Genomic DNA, 18239 nt, shown 5'->3' with positions numbered 1-18239 from the left:
AGGTAAAGCCGCAGGCCGCCCCGACATTGTGTCGGGACGGCCTGCGGTGATTTGAACTTCCGCGCAACAGTCTTTGCATGAAGACCTCGCGCCTGCTGCCTCAGCGGCAGGCGGGCGGCCACAAGGCAGCCCCTGTGGTGTGGGACGCCACACCCCGGAGCGCGCTAGTGGGGTTGCGCGGGCTCCATATCTTCTTTTTTGAGGTAGGGAAGATAGGTGGGGTCAGTGCCCATGATATGCTGCACAAGCCAGTCCTTGAGGAAGGTCAGCAGGTCCATGCTCACGGTGGCTGTGCCGGATTTGAGCTGTTCCTCGACCTCGTCCAGCTTGGCCACGAACTTTCTGTGGATTTTCATATGTTCGGCGGCGCCCAGATAGGCTGTGGCGGTGAACATTTTTTCCTCGTCCGCAAAGTGGGTGGCCGTATAGTCACGCAGCTTGCGCAGGATTACCTGCATTTCTTCTGCCGTGCGGTTATGGGCCATGGCCGTGTACAGTTCGTTGATATAGTCCACCAGCAGCCTGTGCTGCCTGTCGACCATGGGCACGTGCAGGTCGAGCTTGGGCGTCCACTGCACGAACTTGTCGGAGGTAGCCTGCTCGTAATCGCCGGAAACCAGGGCAGTGACAATCATGTCCAGCTCTTCCATACCGCTCTGAACGCCGAGCAGGGCGCCTGTGAAGGTTTCCATACGTTTGGCGGTCTGCTCGGCCACGTGGCGGATTTCACCAAGCGCGTTGGTGGTGTCGGTGCTGTGTTGCGACTGCTCTTGCGCGCTCCTGGCCACGATCAGAAGATGCTCGGCGGTATCGTTGATGGACTGGAGGATGTCGCGCATGACGCTGCCCGCGCGCGAAGCCTGTTCGGCTCCGTCCAGACTGAGCTGGGCGGCCTTGTCCACGGTAAGCACGTTGCGCCGCGTCTCTTCCTGGATGGCGTGCACGGCATCTTCCACTTCCTTGGTAGCGCCCATGGTTTTTTCCGCCAGTTTGCGCACTTCATCGGCCACCACGGCAAAACCGCGCCCGGCGTCGCCAGCGCGGGCGGCCTCAATGGCGGCGTTGAGCGCCAGCAGGTTGGTCTGGTCGGCAACCTCGTTGATGACCGACATGACCCGGCCGATGTTGCTGGCCTTTGTGCCAAGGTCGGCCATGGCCTGCTTGAGGTGCACAATGGTGTCTTTGAGCTTTTCAATGGAGGACAGCGCGCCTTCCACTTCACGTTCGCCTGTGGCGGCGCTGGCGCTGGAGCTTTGCGCGTTTTCTGAAAGTTCATGCACCCTGTGTGAAGATTCCTGGGCGGTTTGCGAAACCTTTTCCATTGAGCTGCTGGTCTCGGTGAGGTGGTCGCGCTGCACCTGAACGCCCTTGCTGACCTCGCTCACAAGGCTTGCCAGTTCACGCACTTCCGAGGACAGGTTTCTGCACACGGTATGCGCCTTGTGCAGCACCATGGCGCCACGGTCAGACTTGTTGCTTATGGCCTTTTTTTCTTCTTCCACGTCATTGATCTTTGCCTGCAGCCTCTCCAATCCGGCCCGCAGTTCTTCAATGACGTTGGCGTCTTCAGCCAGGCTGTTTTCAGCATCGCGCAAATGGGTCAAACAGTATTCAGCCCGCTGTACTTCGTCGCCTTGGCGCGCGGGATTGTCTTCAGCAAAAAGAGCATCACTGCGTTCGCGCAGTTTTTTGGCTTTGCTTCTGTGGGCCAGCCAAAGGGCAGCGTCAGCCAGCGCACACAGGGCCGCCACGCCCAGAAGAGCCCATTGCGCGCCCTTGGCGCCGCTTATAACGGCCAGACCGATGAGGGTGCACAGGATGATGATTTGCAGCAAGATTCCCATAGTTACCTGCCTTGGTTAACTTGCCTATCGGCAATTTTATATTTACGCTTAACAGCAGGAAAAGTAAATGAAACCAATTGTCACCAAAGGGGTTGATATTATGCAATTTATTGATTGTCTGGGGCTTGCTTGTCCGCAACCTGTCATCCTTTGCCGTTCGGCTGTGGATAAAGGGGTGGAAAATCTGGAAGTGCTGGTCGACAATGAGCCAGCCCTGGAAAACGTGCAGCGTTTTCTTCAGGGCAGAGGGTATACGGTGAGCGCAACCCGGGAGGGGGCGCAGCAGTGGCGCATTGCCGCTGCCGGGGATGCCGCGGATGCCGGGACCAGCGTGCTGGCTGCGTCTGAAGCGCGGGACGGGCAAGAGCAGGCTTTGCGCACTCTTGTTCTCATAACCACTGAAACTCTGGGCCGTGGCGACGACACGCTGGGCGCAAAGCTTATGGAGAACTTTCTGGCCACGTTGCCGGAACTGGGCTCACGGCTGTGGCGGCTGGTGCTTGTCAATGGCGGCGTCAAGCTGACGGCACGCCCCGGCCCGGCGCTGGAGTCGCTGCAAAAGCTTGCGCAGCAGGGCGTATCTGTTCTTGTGTGCGGCGCCTGCCTTGGGCACTACGGCCTTCTGGAGGCCAAGGCCGTGGGCGAGACGTCCAATATGCTGGATATTGTGACCAGCATGGATCTGGCGGACAAGATCATCCGTCCCTGAGGCACGATCGGCACGGGCGTGAACCGTGATAACAAAAAAAACGGCATGAAGAACTTCATGCCGTTTTTCTTTGGGCAACAGTGCCCCTGAAGTTATGCTTTCATGTCGCTGATAAGGCTGGCCAGGCCGTGGGCCTGCGCGGCCAGGTCGGACACGGCTTTGGAGGCTTCTTCCATTGCCTGGGCCGTCTGGTGCGACATATTGTTGATCTGGATAATGGTATGGTTGATTTCTTCGCTGGCCGCGGACTGTTGTTCGCTGGCCGCAGCGATGGCGTTGACCTGATCGGCGGTGGCGTCCACCGTGGACACTATGACCTCAAGCGCGGTGCCGGACTGGTTGGCGAACTCGGCGGCGCGGTCAACCTCCTGCACGGCCTTGTCGACAGATTCCATACTGGTGGCGGTGCTGTGTTGAATGGCGTTTATGACCGCCCCCACGTCCTGCGTCGAGGCCATGGTTTTTTCGGCCAGTTTACGCACTTCATCGGCCACCACAGCGAATCCGCGCCCGGCGTCGCCCGCCCTGGCGGCCTCGATGGCGGCATTGAGGGCCAGCAGGTTTGTCTGGTCCGCAATGTCTGAAATGACGCCCATGATGCGGCTTATGTCCTGCGCGTGAGCGCCCAGAAGGGCCATGTCTTCCTTGAGGCGCAGAGAGGACTGGTGCACATGGTTGATGCTGTCCAGCGAACGGCTCACTATGGCCGCGCCATCCTGGGCTTTTTGCCGTGTTTCGGCCGAGGCTGTGGATGCCTGCGCGGCATTGCGGGCCACTTCCTGCACGGTGGCGTTCATCTCGTTCATGGCCGTGGCGGCCTCAGTCAACCGTTGCGAGGTTTCTGCGGTTCCGCGGTCAGACTGTTCGATTTGCGCTGAAAGCTGGGTCGAAGCCGTGCTCAACACCTGGGCGACCTCTTCAAGTTTTTCGGCTGCCTGAAGCATGGTCTGGGTTTTTTGTCTGGCCTCCATGCTGGCGGCTTCGGCCTTTTCCATAGCCTCCATGGCTTTTTCCGACTGTTCCTGCGCATTGGCGGATTCGCGCCTGGCGTTTTCAATATGCTGCTTCAAGGCGTCGACCATGACCACGATCGAGGCGAACACGCCTGTCTTGGCCTTGCCGTCGTCTACATTGTAGTCGCCGTCCGCAACGCGACGGGCGAGGATGTCCAGCTCGCCGGGGTCCTTGCCCAACTGCCTGTTGACCGAGCGTGTAAGGAAAAAGACCAGGAAAACGCTGATGACAATGCCTGCCAGGGTCAGGATAATGGCCGTGGTGCGCGAGGTTTCGACAATGTTGAAGGCCTGGTGACTTGCCTCGCCACTGCCGCTGACGTTCAGGGCCACGATCTCATCAAACAGGCCCATGAGCTTTCTGAAAAGCGGCCGGTACTCATTGCTGTAAATGGCAAGGGCCTGGTCATGTTCACGCTTGTACACCATGGCGACAACCCTGTCGCGGATGCCGGCTATGGTATTCAGGGAAGCAGTGATCTCTTCAAAAAGCTGTCTGTTCTTGCCGTCGGCAGCGTTGCCATGTACTGCGAGCAGGGTTTTGTATCTGTTGCTGTTTTCTCTGAGGCCCTTCACAGTCTCGTCAATGTGATCCTTATAATAGGCCATCTCTTCGGTGCCGTCGTGCAGCATCATGCCCAAAAGGTCGGCGCGTACGGAGTAGAGCTGCTGGTTCATGCCCTGAATGGCGATGACAGAGGGCAGCCATGATTTGTCCACTTCTTCAATAGTATTATTGATGTCAGACAGGTTTTTCATAGAAACCCCGGAAAGGGCGAGCATGATGAGAATGACGCCGCAAAAGGAGAGGATCATTTTACTGCTGAGCTTCATTGATGTATCCACCTTTACGTGTTTTCATATATTTAGTGGTGGTCTGGCTTTGAAGCCAAAAGTTGGCAGCTGAAAACCGCAAGAAACAGATTACCAGAACACCATTACATAAAAAATGCTCTGTGCAAAACAACAATTGTATAGCATTAATCTATATAATATAGATTAATGTTGGCATATACTATGTGTTGTTGTAATGCTTCTGGTAAAAGTTGCAATGATAACATGCTATTAGTTATCAATGCCAACTATGGCTAAAAAAAGGCCAGACTATATACAGCTCTGCCGCATATTCGTGCATTTTCAGCCAGATGACTGTCGCGTGAGAAGCGTGAGCTTGTAACGCGCCGCAACAGGCGCGCAGTAGCCTTTGTGGTTACTTGTTTAACCAAATAATCACCTTTTGCATAGTGTAAAGATATGTTTATATATTATACCTGAATTATTGAGGAAAAATATATATGAAAAATAATTTGGATTTGCCAGCCATGCTGGAGGATTGGACATGCGACCAATTGAAAGCCTGTGCCCATGCCAAGGGAGACTATCATGAAGGTTTGGCGGTGCTTCATTTGAACGCCGTTGGCTGATTGAGAAAGATGCTCCCAGGTATGGCTTTCTGGACGCGCTGGTTCAGCCCCTGGCGGCCGCCCCCGCATGTCTGGCGTGCATATTGTATGGGAAGGGTACCATAACCCTTGAGACTGCAAGCCCTCAAAGGCGGGCCGCTCCAAACCAGATTACCTTTGAAATGCTTCACATTTCAAAGTTTTCATGCAGCCGAAAAATGCGATTTGCGGTAGCCGTCAGCGGGTCTTTGCCGCTTACGGATAACCAATGCTGCCTTTGCGGCAGCCGTTGCGACTCAGGAAGCTACGCATGCTGTCTTCAAGCGTAGCTTCCTGAGTCGCAACGGCTGAAGCTCGGCTGTATCCACGCCATGTTGTGGCGCGCCGCACTCACGTGCAGCGTTAGAGCATGTACACTTTTTCAAAGTGTACATGCTCTAAAACGCAATAAAAGTTTTCGGGGGAGGGGGCGTGGGGGAGGGACCCTTTTGTAAAAGGGTCCCTCCCCCACAAAGTATCTCAAGGTTTGTCAGTCCAATCGCCGCCGGGGCACAGGCTCACGCGGGGGGTTGGTGCAGCCAGCAGGCCACGTTGTGCTGCTGGCGCACGGCAACGGTCAAAGGCATTTTTTCACGGCAAACGGGCATGGCCTGCGAACAGCGGGGGTGAAAGGGGCAGCCCCCAGGCATGGAGCGCAGTGAGGGCACGCTGCCCGGAATGGTCGGCAGGCGGTCGAGTTCTCTGGAACGGGCATTGGGAGCGGCGCGGAGCAGCCCCTGCGCATAGGGATGCAGCGGGTGCGCGAAAAGATCACGGGCCGGGGCGTATTCCACCAGTCGTCCGGCGTACATGACGCCAATGGTGTTGGCCATTTGCGCGGCAACGCCCAGATCATGGGTGATAAGCAGCACGGCCATGCCGCGCTCCTGGCTGCGGGCGCGCATGAGGCGCAGAATCTGCCCCTGAATGGTCGCGTCCAGCGCAGTGGTGGGTTCGTCGGCAAGCAGCAGGTCGGGTCGGCAGGCCAGGGCCATGGCGATCATCACCCTTTGCCGCATGCCGCCCGAAAGCTGGTGAGGGTAGTCGTCATAGCGGTTTTCCGGCGAGGGAATGCCTACCTCCGCCAGCAGGGATATGGCCTCCTCGCGCGCCTGGGCGCGGTGCATCCCCATATGCAGGCGCAGGGGTTCCGCCACCTGTTCGCCAACCCTGAGCACGGGGTTCAGCGAGGTCATGGGTTCCTGAAAGACCATGCCGGCGCGCCGTCCACGGATGCTTCGCAGTGCGCGCGGGGGCAGGCGCAAGATGTCCTGCCCGTCCAGCATGATGCTGCCGTCCAGCCGGGCATTGTCCGGCGTGAGGCGCAATATGGCTCTGGCGGTGAGGCTTTTGCCGCAGCCGGATTCGCCCACAAGGCAGGTGATGTGCCCGTGGGGCAGGCTGAAGCTCACATTTCTCACGGCCGGCAGGGGGCCGTCGTCCGTCTGAAAGGTGATGGAGAGGTCGTCCAGGCGCAGCAGGGGCGTGTCTGCCTGATCTTGCTGCTGGCCTTGCCGCAGGGCTTGTGGTGTGTGAACCGGCATGGCGTCTGTACTCATGATGTTACGTCGGCAAAAGGGTGGGCAAGCTGCCGGGGCGGCTACGCGCCCATGAAGTCCTGCCATTTTGCCAGCAGGGCGCGCAGGGCGTTGCCGCGATGGCTGCGGGCGTTCTTTTCATCCCTGGTGAGCTCGGCGGCGGTTTTGCCGATGATGGCGTCAAAAAAAACAGGGTCATAGCCAAAGCCGTTCTGGCCGCGCGGCGCGGTAAGCAGGCGGCCGTCCCATACGCCGCGCACCACCATTTCCGCACCGTCGGGACGCACGCAGGCCATGCTGCTCACAAAGCGGCAACCCCTTTTCTCTTCCGGCACATCCGCCAGTTCGTGCAGCAGCTTGCGGATGTTGCGAACGTCGCGGCTTTCGCCGGGCAGGCTTTCCCAGTCGTCCGAGTAGCGGGCCGAATACACGCCGGGTCTGCCGTCAAGAGCGTCCACTTCCAGCCCCGAATCATCGGCAATACTGGTAAGCCCCGTCAGGCGCGCCACCTCGCGGGCCTTGATGCAGGCGTTTTCTTCAAAGGTGGTTCCGGTTTCGTCAATTTCGCCAATGGTGGGAAAAAACTCCAGACCCAGAACCTCCACGCCGAACTGCGCCAGGGGATCGGCCAGTTCTCGAACCTTGCCCGCATTTTGGGTGGCCAGCACGATTTGTATGGGTTTTGTTTGCATCATTGATGCGCTCCTTGGCGGTCAGGGCCGCTATTGCATTTTGTCTGTTTTGGGGCGGTGGGGCATCACCACGGTAGCCACAATGATGCCAGTGATGACCAGCGCTCCGCCCACCATCTGCGCGGGCGTCACCGTTTCATCGAGGATAAGTTTGGCGGCTATGCCCGCAAAAACGGGCAGGCTGTAATAAACCATGCCCGCGCGAACCGGTCCGATCTGGTCAATGGCCACTGTCCACAGCCAGAAAGACAGGGCCGAGCAGCCGATGCCCGTATACAGCACGCTGATGACCAGCGGCGTGGACAGGTGGGGTGTGGGCAGCATGAACGCCTCTATGGCCGTGAAGGGCAGCGAATACAGCAGCCCCAGGGCAAACGTGGCCACGCTGAAGCCGATGGGCGAAATGTCGGGGCTGCGCTGTCGGATGAACAGGGAGTAGAGGCCAAAGCACAGCACGCCCCCGAGGGACCAGAGGTCGCCCGCGTTAAAGCTCAGGTGGGTCAGCCTGTCCCAGTCGCCCCGGCTGACCAGGGTGACCACGCCGACCAGCACCACCAGCACGCCCGCCATACGGCGCGGCGAGATCGGCTCGGCGTAAAGAATGCGCGAGAGTATGAGAATGACTATGGGAGCCGTGGGCACCAGCAAAGCCATATTGATGCTTTCCGTGGTCTGTCCGGCCTTGTAGATGAGGGTGTTGAGCAGCGTCACGCCGAGAATGCCCAGGACAGAAAGGCCACGCCAGCTTTTCTCGATGGCGGGCCAGTCCGTGCGCCAGTGCCTTTTGGCGAAAGGCAGCAGGATGATCAGGGCGATGAACCAGCGCCAGAAATTGCATTGCCAGGGGGGGATGAGCCCGGCAACGGCTCTGGCCACCACAAAATTGCCGGACCAGATGACAACGGCGAGAAGCGCGCAGGAATAGCCCGTTACGGTTTTTTGCATGAATGTACCCATGGCCGGGCCAGGGGCCCGGTTGAGATGGCGGCGGCAGTGATGCACCACAGCTGGTCAGTATAGTGCATGTGCCCGGCAAAGGCAAAGGCCCGCAGACTTTGTCCACCAAGGGGAGGCACCTTAATCATACGGTGCGAAGATAAAAATTTTTTATAATAATTACGTATTGTTATATAGCTTGTTCGCAACGGCACTTTCCTTTTGCGCAACAAGGAGGTATGATTAAAGCTTAAACTTCATTAGTGAGGAAATGAGCATGAAACTCATAGACATATTTGCTGTCCCCGCCCCCGAAACGCGCATTCCCGTGCCTTATGTCATCGCCGAAGCCGGGGTGAACCATGAGGGCAGCATGGAAATCGCCCGCAGGCTCATTGATGAGGCCGCAGAGGGCGGCGCGCAGGCCATCAAGTTTCAGACGTACAAGGCGGGCACCCTGGCCTCCAAGGATTCCCCGGCGTACTGGGACACCAGCAAGGAACCGACCAGCAGCCAGTACGAACTGTTCAAGAAGCACGACTCGTTCTGGAAGAACGAGTTTGAAACCCTGAAGAAGCACTGCGACGCGGTGGGCATTGCCTTCATGTCCACGCCCTTTGACGTTGAATCCGCCCATTTTCTCAATGATCTTATGGACGTGTTCAAAATTTCCTCTTCAGATATCACCAACAAGCCCTTTATCCGCACTCTGTGCGACTTTGGCAAGCCCATCCTGCTTTCCACAGGCGCCGCGCACCTGCATGAAATTGCGGAGGCGGTGGAGTGGATTGAAGAAAAGGGCAACAAGCTGGCCCTGCTGCACTGCGTGCTCAACTACCCCACGGCGGACGAAAACGCGGCCCTGGGTATGATTCCGGCGCTCAAGCGGCATTTTCCGCAGCACGCCATAGGGTATTCCGACCACACGCTGCCCAAGGACATGCATATTCTTGAAACCGCCACCCTGCTCGGCGCGCGCGTGCTGGAAAAACACTTTACCCATGACAAGACTTTGCCCGGAAACGACCATTATCATGCCATGGACAAGCACGACCTGCGGCATTTTTTTGAGCGCCTTGCGGGCACGCTCGCCAGTGTGGGCGAAATGAGCCTGCGCGCCCTGCCGGAAGAAGAACCCGCCCGCCGTCACGCCCGCCGCTCGCTGGTCACGGCCCGCGCCGTGCCCGCCGGTACGGTCATCAGCGCTGCCGACCTTACCTGGAAGCGCCCGGCCCACGGTATTTCGCCGCGCAACTATGACGAGGTCATCGGCATGCGCGCGCGTCACGATCTGGATGAAGATACGGTGCTGCACTGGTCTGATCTGGACAGCGGCGCCAGGGCCTAGTCATGAATCAGGAAAGCAGCATCCTTGTTCTCGGGCGCATGCCCCGCGGCGCGGAGCCGGAGACGCACCGGCCCGCCGGGGTGTGGTGTTTTGTTGAACAGGAGGAGTTTTTTCCCGCCTGGGACAAGCGTTTCAATTTTCCGCCGGAACCGTTGGCGGAGGTGCATGCCGTTGAACACGCCTGCAAGTGCGCTCAGGCCCTGTGCGCGGACAGCATTGTTCCGCTGGCCGCGGAGCTCTGCTCCCACAGCGACGACCTGCCCGCAGCCTACTGGGAAACCCTGCTGGCGCCCTGGGCCATTACCATGGCCTCGCAGATCGTCGAGCGCTGGGCTCGCGTCAAGGCCATGGTCGAAGCCTGGGGCAATGAAGCCATGCACGTTCCCCTGCTGCCCCAGGACTGCCATTTCGCCTTCTGGGCGGAACCGGACTTCACGCTGCACGGCGCTCTTGGGCACTCTTTCAACCACTGGCTTTTTTCGCGCCTTTTCGAAGCGTACTTCCACGACGGCTGGCCCGAAAAGTGGACCTGGGAATACCTGCCGACCGTCCGGCGTGAATATGGAACAGATCATCACTCCAGCGGCAAGGCCCGCTTGCTCCATATGGCCCGAAAGGCCATGCTGCGCCTGCCTTTCCCCAGACTCAAGGGACTAAGCTGGAGGCAAAGTCTGCGGTTTTCGCTGGCGCTGCTGCACAGGAGCCGGGGGCAGGACCAGTCCCAGCCCTTGTCCTCTTATGGCAAGGCGGCCACTGGCATGGACGCGGGCCTGCCGGAATGCCTGGATGTTATGGCCCTGTTTCGGGCGGGCATACCCAAGTCCCTGCGTGCGTTGCGTCACCCCGAAAGTCTGAGCGCCAGCCTGCTGGGGCCCCGGTTGCGCGTGCCCAGCGTGCTGGCGTATGAAGATGCCGAGTACCGTCAAAAGCTGGCTGTCTGGCGCGGGCGCGGGCACAGGCTCATGTATGTGCAGCACGGCGGCAATTATGGTCAGGTGCGTTGCGCCTGCGATACGGCCATGGTGGAGTATGCCCAGCATGCCTTTGCCACCTGGGGCTGGAGCGAGCATGGCAGCAGCCGGGGAAACTTCATTCCCGTGCCCTATCCGCAACTGGCGCGCCTCAAGAAACTCTGGCACGGGCAGGATGGCTACACGCTGTTGCTGGTCGGCACGGAAATGCCGGGTTACGGCTACAGGCTGGATGCCCACCCGACCCCCATGCAACTGGTGGAATACCGGCGCGACAAACTGCGTTTCTTTGAGGCCTTGGGGCGGACATTGCAGAACTGTTCGCAGTACCGGCCCTATTTTGCGTTGCCTAATTCCCTGCGCGACGCGGACTGGCTGCTGGAGCGCATCCCCCAGGTACGGTTGTCCACCGGACCTTTGCAGCCCCAACTGCTTTCCTGCCGTCTGCTGGTGGTGGACCACAACTGTACAACCACCCTTGAGGCCCTGGTGGCCAATGTGCCCACCATTCTGTACTGGAGGCGGGATGTCTGGCCCGTTACTCCGCAAAGTGACGCCCTGCTGGACGTGCTGACCCGCGCGGGCATATTGTTTGCCACGCCGGAAGAAGCCGCCGCCAAGGCTGCGGAAGTTTGGGAAGACCCGCGCGCGTGGTGGAGCCGCACCGCGGTGCAGGACGCCCGCCGCGCTTTTTGCGCCCTTCAGGCCTTGACGGTCAAGGGCAACGAGAACCATTACTGGATCCAAACGCTGAAGAGTCTGTAACACATGCAAATTCGTGTATCTGCCCTGGTTTTACTGGTGGCTCTGAGTTTTTCGTTTCTGTTGACGCCGCAGGGCGCGTCTTGCGCCGATGACGGTGAAAGCCTGCGTCAGGTGCAGGCCGCCTTGAATAAAAGCGATTTTGACGAGGCCGTAAAGCTGCTCAAACCCCTTGTGGACAGCGGCAATGCCGAAGCCCTCTATGTCATGGGCCGTCTTATCCTGGACGGCAAGGGCGTGAAGAAAAATCGTACCCGCGCGGCGGAATTCTTTCGTCTGGCGGCGGAAAAGGGCGACGTGAGCGCCATGAACTCATGGGGCACGGCCCTTGCCTCCGGTGACGGCGTGCCGCGCAACTATCGCGAGGCTGCCCGCTGGTTCCGCAAAGCGGCAGACCAGGGCCTTGCCATGGCCCAGTACAACCTTGGCTATCTCTACGCCTACGGGCGTGGCGTCAACAAGGATGAAAACGCCGCCATCGACTGGTACAGCCGCGCCGCCAATCAGGGTTTGGCTTCTGCCCAGTATTCCCTTGGCTGGACTTACCTGAACGGCAGCGGTGAAAACCAGAGCGACACCAAGGCCGCGCACTGGTTTGAAAAAGCCGCCGAGCAGGACCACGCCAAGGCCCAGAACAATCTTGCCTACATGTACGCCGAGGGGCGGGGCTATGCGCAGGACCCGGCAAAGGCCCTGCAATGGTATACCCGTTCGGCTGAACAGGGGTACGCAGAAGCGCAGTATAACCTTGGCTTCATGTATGAACAGGGCCGTGGCGTGCCGCAGGACTATACCAAGGCCGTGGACTGGTACCGCAAGGCTGCCGAGCAGAACGAGCCTGCCGCCCAGTACAGTCTTGGCCTCATGTACGATCAGGGTACGGGCGTGCCGCGCAATTTGAGTGAGGCTAACCGCTGGTACAATCTGGCTGCGAAAAATGGCGATCCTGACGCCAAGGCCGTTGTGCGCGCCCAGAATAACAAGCCCCAGCCTGTGCGTAAGGCTCCGGCGCCGAGCAAGCCGCAGAAAAAAGACAAAAAGCCGCAATAAAAAGCGACAATAGCAGTCTCAGGTTGTCTGTTTGAATTCGGGAAGCCCGCATTGGAAAATACGGGCTTCCTTGCGTGTGGGAAGGTATCTTTGTCTTTATTGGGGCGCCTGTGCGGGAGAGCTTGCGCGGCGGGCGGGAATTCTTCGCAGTCGGCGTTTCTGGGAGAGTAAAGCAGGGCCTGTCCTTTGAGAGGTGTTTTGTATGCCCTGCGGGCATGGCGGCTTTACTTTGTCTGTTGTTTGGGCCGCCTCCGGCGGGGGCAGATGGGGGCCTGTTAGGGGCTGCCGCCCCTCCGAGGCCCCCTCTGCACTCCCCCCGGACGACCCCGCTGGGCTTGTCGTATATCTCCACTCCCACGGACTAGCCTTCAATGGCCTTCCATATTCCGTCATTCAGCGAGGGCTGCGCGGCTTTTACTGCGGGAGCTTCCTCGCTTCGCTCGGCGATCTCCCTTCGCGCCGCGCAATGCCATCGCAGGGTTTTGTCCTGGACGAGAGATCGGTGAGGCGTCTCATTGGTTGTTTGGAAGTCGCGGAAATTGCGTATCCCTGCTGGGGAAGAGCGTGCAATGGCGGCGGTATTTGCGTAGTAGGAGCTTTAAAGGGAGCGAAGCCGGGTTTGTTCTTTTGAGAGGTGGTTTGTGCGCCTGAGGGCGCGGGGCTTTTCCTTTGTTTAGTTTTGGCCGCCTGCGCGGCGGGCGGCAGAAGGGGGCCTGTTAGGGGCTGCCGCCCCTCCGAGGCCCCCTCTGCACTCCCCCCGGACGACCCCGCTGGGCTTGTCGTATATCCCCACTCCCACGGGCTAGCCTTCAAAGGCCTTCCATATTCCGTCATTCAACGAGGGCTGCGCGGCTTCTGCTGCGGGAGCTTCCTCGCTTCGCTCGGCGATCTCCCTCCGCGCCGCGCAATGCCATCGCAGGGTTTTGTCCTGGACGAGAGATCGGTGAGGCGTCTCATTGGTTGTTTGGAAGTCGCGGAAATTGCGTATCCCTGCTGGGGAAGAGCGTGCAATGGCGGCGGTATTTGCGTAGTAGGAGCTTTAGTGTGTAGCCGACTTCTCATTCAGCGCGAAGACGCACGGTGGCATTGCGCGGCGCGGAGGGAGATCGCCGAGCGAAGCGAGGAAGCTCCCGCAGCAGAAGCCGCGCAGCCCTCGTCGGATCACGGAATACGGAAAGCCCCAGGGGGTGCTTCGGGGGGGATGCAAGGGGGGCCGAGAAGGGGGCGCAGCCCCATAACCGGCCCCGCCTTGCCGCGCGCCGCGCAGGCGGCCAAAACAACAGATAACGAAAAGCCGCCATACCCGCAGGGTACAGAAGCCGCCTCTCAAAGGACAGGCACATTATTATCCTACCAGAGGTATCAGCCACGCAAACTCCTCCCCCCCAGAGTATTTCGTCCCGGTATTAGGCGTGGAGAATATGTAACAAACAGGCCCGGCCATATATATGTATGGCCGGGCCTGATCAATAACTGTGCTAACAGACGGCTTATTTTTTGCTGCCCTTTTTGCTGGTTTTTTTGCCAGCCTTGGGAGCGGGTTTTTTGGCCGCAGGCTTTTTGTCAGCGGGAGCCGCAAATTTCTTGGCAGCAGGAGCTTCGGCCTTGGGAGCGTTTTCGGTTTTTTCCGCCGTGGGCGCTTCTTCCGCCTTGGCGGATTCCGCAGGGGCCGCATCGGCGTTACCTGACGTTGCATCCGTCGCGGCGGGAGCCGGGCTTTCTTCCTGAACCTCGGCGGCCGTTTCCACTGCGCTGGCTATCGGCTCAGCCGGCGCGGCAACGGCCTCAGGGCTGTCTTCAGGCGCAGCGTGCGCCACGCCTGCGGCAGGGGCTGATTCCTGGCTTTCACCCTCTGAAGCTTCCTTAACATCAGCCCTGGCTTCAGAAGCGGCAGACTGCTCGACCCTGGCTTCAGACGCGGCTTCCGCAACGGGTTCCACAGCGTTGGCTGCAACGTCAGCCTTGGGAGCTTTTGGGGCAACCGCAGGGGCAGTTTCCGCCGTAGCCGTTTCACCCTTGGGCGCTTCGGATACAGCTTCACCCTTGGGCGCTTCAGCCGCAACGTCAGCCTTGGGGGACTCAGCGCCAGCCTCACCGCCGGACGCAGGCTCCACAGCCTTCTTTTCAGGCTTGGGCACTTCCACAATGGTGCCGTCGGCCAGCACAAGCGAAAGGGCGTGGGCCGGACAGGCTTCCATACAGGCTGTGATGCGCTTGCCGTTTTCCATCCGCCAGGCGCGGCACATATCGCAACGTACGGCCACTTCACGGCGTGCCCGCTGGGCCAGGGTTTCGCCGTCCTCACCGTCTACCGACGGCATGCCGATGGTTTCCATCGTGATGGTGCCGTAGGGGCAGGCGGCTATGCACATCTTGCAGGCCACGCAATACTGGACGCGCATGATGATGCGCCCTTTTTCGTCCTGCTGGAGCGCCCCTGTGGGGCAAACGTTCACACAGGGCGCGTGAGGGCACTGGTGGCAGCGCACCGTTGTCTTGAAGCCGTCCGCCTTTACCACCTGCACGCGCGACACCAGTTCGTCGCGGTGCTTCATGGCTTCCTTGAAGCTCATGCCGTGGTGAGCGGCGATGCATGCCACTTCACAGCGGCGACAGGCGCGGCATTTGTCGGGTACGACCTGGATATGTTCAGTCATGGTCCGTTTCCTCGGGTGCAACGTGCAGGGCCATCAGGGTAAGTCCGTGGCCCCCGTTGAAGTGGATGTTTTCGCCGCCGCAACTGGGGCAGACGAAATGCCGTTGCGTCAGGCTGAATTCATGGCTGCACTCGGTACAGCGACAGGGCAGGGGCGCTGTCTGTAACAACAATTGCGCTCCCTCGGCCGGGGTGCCTTCGGCAAAGAGTTCAAAGCAGGCCACAAGGGTTTGCGCCTCAACACAGGCGATAAGCCCAAGCTGGCATTCCACCTTGCTTATGCGCTCCACCCGGTTTTCCGGGTTCGCCGCATTATGCTCGTCCAGAGCTTTCAGACAGATGTCCAGCAGCCCCTGAACCAGACTCGCTTCATGCATGCGCTATACCCTTTGCCGCTTCAGCCCTGACGCGCAACAACCGCCCAGAGCAACTTCATTTTGACGCTGGTCCAGAGCAATTTCACTTTGTAACTGCTCTGGCGACTGCGTAATCAGACGCCCGCTGCAAAGGTGCAAGCGCAATTTACTTGCGCGGTTAAGCGCCGAAGCGGGCGTGTTTTAAACTTTGAGAATGCATATTCTCAAAGTTATTCTAGTCTAACGTTCCGTGCAGGATACGCAGGGGTCAATGCTGTTGGTGATCAGGGCTACGTCGGACACGTTGCAGTCACGCATCATCACGCCCAGGGCCTCCCAGTTCATGTAGGAAGGCACGCGCCACTTGAGCCGTGCGGGCATATCCGTTCCGTTGGTGCGGATGTAGTAGAACACCTCGCCGCGCGGCGCTTCGGAGCGGGCGCAGGCCTCGGCCGTGCGGATCTGCCGCATGGGGGCCGTCACTTCGCCTTCGGGCACGCGCGCTATGCACTGGCGGATAATGCTGAAGGATTCGAATATTTCGTGCAGGCGCACCATGGTACGGGCGTGGATGCAGCATCCCTGTTCCACAATGGTCTTGAAGTCCACGTCAGGATAGGCCGCATAGGGCGAATCCTTGCGCACATCAAGATGCAGACCCGAACCGCGCGCCACCGGACCAACCACGCCGAGGCGGATGGCGTCCTCCCTGGGCAGCAGGCCAAGGCCACGGGTACGGGCCAGAACCATGCTGTTGGAGTCGTAAATATCGCGGATTTCGTCCACCTGGGGTTCGACCTTGTCCAGCATTTTGCGCATGTAGTCCAAGAGTTCGGCATTCACATTGTACTTGACGCCGCCGATGCAGTTGGCAGCGAGATTCATGCGGTTGCCGTAGACCGTTTCCTTCAGGTCCTGCATCATTTCGCGCACTTCCATGACGTGCATGAACAGCGACTTGAAGCCGATGATGTGGGCCTGAATGGCGGTGTTGAACAGATGCGAGGCAATGCGCTTGATTTCTTCCGCCAGCACGCGCAGGTAGCGCGCGCGGTCGGGAATGGTGATGCCCAGCACGTTTTCCACAGCCATACTGTAGGTAAAGGAATGGCTGTTGGAGCACAGCGAACACACGCGCTCCGTGAGCGTGACGTTCTTGATCAGGTTGCGCTGGGTGGCCATGGCCTCCATGCCACGGTGCACATGGCCCGAAGTCAGCTCAACATGGCGCACTATTTCGCCGTCCACAGTCAGATTGAAGTATACCGGTTCTTCAAGGGCCACGTGCACTGGCCCGAGGGGCATGGTAAAGGTTTTGGTCATGACCGCTTCTCCTTGTCCTGGAGGATGCGTTCCCACAGGTCGGTGGTGCAGGCCCCGTTCATCATGATGGAAAGAGGCACGGCTTCGTTGAGAATGCCTGCGTCCAGCTCCTCATCAAGGAAGAGACGGCGCGGGTTGGGATGCCCCATGACCTGGATGCCGTAAAGCTCCATCATTTCCCTTTCATGCCAGTCCGCGTTGGCGAACAGCGGCGTGATGGAGGGCACAGTGGGCCATTCTCCATTGAGGGTGACAGTCATGTTGTAAATAACACCTTGAATTTCAAAGTGATAACAGACTTCCTGCATGGGCTCGCTGAGCTGGCGACGGTTATAGGCCGTGACCATGGCCAGACGGGCGTCGGCCTGGCGGAGGATTTCCGCGCCCTGGGTGAGCATGCGCGGAGTTCCCAGACGGAACCAGTGATAGGCGTTGCCGAAGCTGTCGGTGCTGTGATGTATGGCATCGTCCTCAGCGGCACAAAGAGCGGTAAGGCCCTCAATGACTGCGGCGTTGCCGTGAATGGTCTCTTGCATATGTTCTCCGCGGTCTGGCCGCTAGTCTTTGGTAGGCACTGCCGAGGTGACGGTTGCCGGGGCCGGGGCGTCGTCATTGGCCGTAGGCAGCGCGCAGGCATTGCGCTTGGCGTCTTCAATCTGCCGACACTTGGGGCACAGCTTGCGGGTCAGCTCGGGATCAATCTCGGTATTCCAGGCATAGAGCTTGTCGGCCAGAACCTTGGGGATGGGCCGCATAAGCGCGCCGCAGGCAACGCAGGGCTCATACTTGATGGTGTGTTGCTCAAGCCTCTTGTATTTTTCGGCCTGTGTATGGGCCGAATGCCAGTCGGTGCTGATGCTCATGGCCCCGGTGGGGCAGTAATGACGGCATGAGGCGCACAGACAGCACGAGTTTTGCCAGATGGTGATGGTAAAGCCTGACCCGTCGGGTAGCTGCCCGATATGGATGGCCCCCGCAGCGCAAGAGTGGCGGCAGATGCCGCAGCCCATGCACAGGTTGGGGTCGACCACGGCCCTGCCGCGCAGGCGCTCGGGCGTAAAGGTTTCACCCAGGGGAAAGGGGTCGGTGCTGGGGCCTTCAAGCAGATTGCGGAATAAGACTTTAAGAAAGCCCGCCATATTATTCCTCCACGCCCAGTTTTTTCAGCCAGATGGACCGGGCCAGCACCACGCCTTCAAGAATGGCCTGGGGCCGGGGCGGGCAGCCGGGCACGTTCACGTCCACGGGCAGGTAGCGGTCGATGGGGCCTTCAATGGAATATCCCTCGCGAAAGACCCCGCCTGATATGGGGCAGATGCCCACGGCCACCGTCACCTTGGGTTCAGGAATTTCGTCCCACACCCGCAGCACGCGGTCTCGCACCCTGGTGGTAAGCGGGCCGGTGATCAGCACGATATCGGCGTGCCGGGGGCTGCCGCAATAGCGACACCCCAGGCGTTCAACGTCGTAACGCGGAATACAGGCCGTGGTGGCCAGCTCCACGTCGCAGCCATTGCAGGAACCGGCGTTGATGCGGAACAGCCACGGCGAACGCACGGAAAGTTTTTTAAGCGTATTATCCAGCGACACGGCGGCCTC

At 59.4% G+C, this 18239-nt stretch carries 16 protein-coding genes; 5 read left to right on the top strand and 11 right to left on the bottom strand.

Features of this window, described 5'->3' with window-relative positions:
- Nucleotides 1-164 precede the first annotated feature (164 nt).
- Nucleotides 165-1844, bottom strand: coding sequence for a bacteriohemerythrin (locus ACZ5DH_RS10090; protein ID WP_464254165.1), 1680 nt, complete (start codon nucleotides 1842-1844; stop codon nucleotides 165-167).
- Nucleotides 1845-1911: 67 nt separating this feature from the next.
- On the opposite strand from ACZ5DH_RS10090, the gene yedF reads away from it, so the two are divergent.
- Nucleotides 1912-2553 carry a sulfurtransferase-like selenium metabolism protein YedF gene (gene yedF, locus ACZ5DH_RS10085; protein WP_464254164.1) on the top strand — a complete coding sequence of 214 codons (642 nt, stop codon included), beginning with the start codon at nucleotides 1912-1914 and terminating at the stop codon, nucleotides 2551-2553.
- A gap of 92 nt (nucleotides 2554-2645) precedes the next feature.
- Here the strand turns inward: yedF and ACZ5DH_RS10080 are convergent, their stop codons facing one another.
- On the bottom strand, nucleotides 2646-4400 hold the full coding sequence (locus tag ACZ5DH_RS10080; protein ID WP_464254163.1) for a methyl-accepting chemotaxis protein: 1755 nt from the start codon (nucleotides 4398-4400) through the stop codon (nucleotides 2646-2648).
- 461 nt (nucleotides 4401-4861) lie between these two features.
- Between ACZ5DH_RS10080 and ACZ5DH_RS10075 the strand changes: the two genes are divergently transcribed.
- On the top strand, nucleotides 4862-4990 hold the full coding sequence (locus ACZ5DH_RS10075; RefSeq protein WP_464254162.1) for a hypothetical protein: 129 nt from the start codon (nucleotides 4862-4864) through the stop codon (nucleotides 4988-4990).
- A gap of 536 nt (nucleotides 4991-5526) precedes the next feature.
- Here the strand turns inward: ACZ5DH_RS10075 and ACZ5DH_RS10070 are convergent.
- The 3 genes from ACZ5DH_RS10070 to ACZ5DH_RS10060 are packed head-to-tail and all read right to left on the bottom strand — an operon-like array spanning nucleotide 5527 to nucleotide 8183.
- Nucleotides 5527-6552, bottom strand: a complete 1026-nt coding sequence (locus tag ACZ5DH_RS10070) for an ABC transporter ATP-binding protein (RefSeq protein WP_464256540.1) — start codon at nucleotides 6550-6552, stop codon at nucleotides 5527-5529.
- 56 nt (nucleotides 6553-6608) lie between these two features.
- Nucleotides 6609-7238 (bottom strand): RdgB/HAM1 family non-canonical purine NTP pyrophosphatase, encoded by a 630-nt coding sequence (gene rdgB / locus ACZ5DH_RS10065; protein ID WP_464256539.1) that lies wholly within the window; start codon nucleotides 7236-7238, stop codon nucleotides 6609-6611.
- A 30-nt stretch (nucleotides 7239-7268) separates the two neighbouring features.
- Entirely contained in the window at nucleotides 7269-8183 is a 915-nt protein-coding gene (locus ACZ5DH_RS10060; protein ID WP_464254161.1) for a DMT family transporter, read from the bottom strand.
- 268 nt (nucleotides 8184-8451) lie between these two features.
- On the opposite strand from ACZ5DH_RS10060, the gene ACZ5DH_RS10055 reads away from it, so the two are divergent.
- From ACZ5DH_RS10055 to ACZ5DH_RS10045, 3 genes are read left to right on the top strand one after another with little or no spacing between them, the layout of a single operon-like run.
- Entirely contained in the window at nucleotides 8452-9522 is a 1071-nt protein-coding gene (locus tag ACZ5DH_RS10055) for an N-acetylneuraminate synthase family protein (protein WP_464254160.1), read from the top strand.
- Nucleotides 9523-9524: 2 nt separating this feature from the next.
- A complete protein-coding gene (locus tag ACZ5DH_RS10050; RefSeq protein WP_464254159.1) occupies nucleotides 9525-11258 on the top strand; it encodes an LIC12162 family transferase in 1734 nt (577 codons plus the stop codon).
- 3 nt (nucleotides 11259-11261) lie between these two features.
- Entirely contained in the window at nucleotides 11262-12305 is a 1044-nt protein-coding gene (locus ACZ5DH_RS10045) for an SEL1-like repeat protein (RefSeq protein ID WP_464254158.1), read from the top strand.
- Nucleotides 12306-13795: 1490 nt separating this feature from the next.
- Here the strand turns inward: ACZ5DH_RS10045 and ACZ5DH_RS10040 are convergent.
- The 6 genes from ACZ5DH_RS10040 to ACZ5DH_RS10015 form a co-directional block, all read right to left on the bottom strand.
- Entirely contained in the window at nucleotides 13796-14962 is a 1167-nt protein-coding gene (locus ACZ5DH_RS10040; protein ID WP_464254157.1) for a 4Fe-4S dicluster domain-containing protein, read from the bottom strand.
- Nucleotides 14955-15338, bottom strand: coding sequence for a hydrogenase maturation nickel metallochaperone HypA/HybF (locus ACZ5DH_RS10035; RefSeq protein ID WP_464254156.1), 384 nt, complete (start codon nucleotides 15336-15338; stop codon nucleotides 14955-14957). Before ACZ5DH_RS10035 ends, ACZ5DH_RS10040 begins: the two co-directional genes overlap by 8 nt.
- A gap of 219 nt (nucleotides 15339-15557) precedes the next feature.
- Nucleotides 15558-16640, bottom strand: coding sequence for a hydrogenase large subunit (locus ACZ5DH_RS10030; RefSeq protein WP_464254155.1), 1083 nt, complete (start codon nucleotides 16638-16640; stop codon nucleotides 15558-15560).
- Nucleotides 16637-17176 carry an NADH-quinone oxidoreductase subunit C gene (locus ACZ5DH_RS10025; RefSeq protein ID WP_291301472.1) on the bottom strand — a complete coding sequence of 180 codons (540 nt, stop codon included), beginning with the start codon at nucleotides 17174-17176 and terminating at the stop codon, nucleotides 16637-16639. The genes ACZ5DH_RS10030 and ACZ5DH_RS10025 overlap by 4 nt, the downstream gene beginning before the upstream one ends.
- Nucleotides 17177-17197: 21 nt before the next feature.
- Entirely contained in the window at nucleotides 17198-17779 is a 582-nt protein-coding gene (locus tag ACZ5DH_RS10020) for a hydrogenase (RefSeq protein WP_464254154.1), read from the bottom strand.
- Between the two features lies 1 nt (nucleotide 17780).
- Nucleotides 17781-18230, bottom strand: a complete 450-nt coding sequence (locus tag ACZ5DH_RS10015; protein ID WP_291301474.1) for an NADH-quinone oxidoreductase subunit B family protein — start codon at nucleotides 18228-18230, stop codon at nucleotides 17781-17783.
- Nucleotides 18231-18239 lie beyond the last annotated feature (9 nt).

This window comes from Desulfovibrio simplex (assembly GCF_055387835.1).
This window is presented reverse-complemented; position numbering and strand designations above follow the sequence as displayed.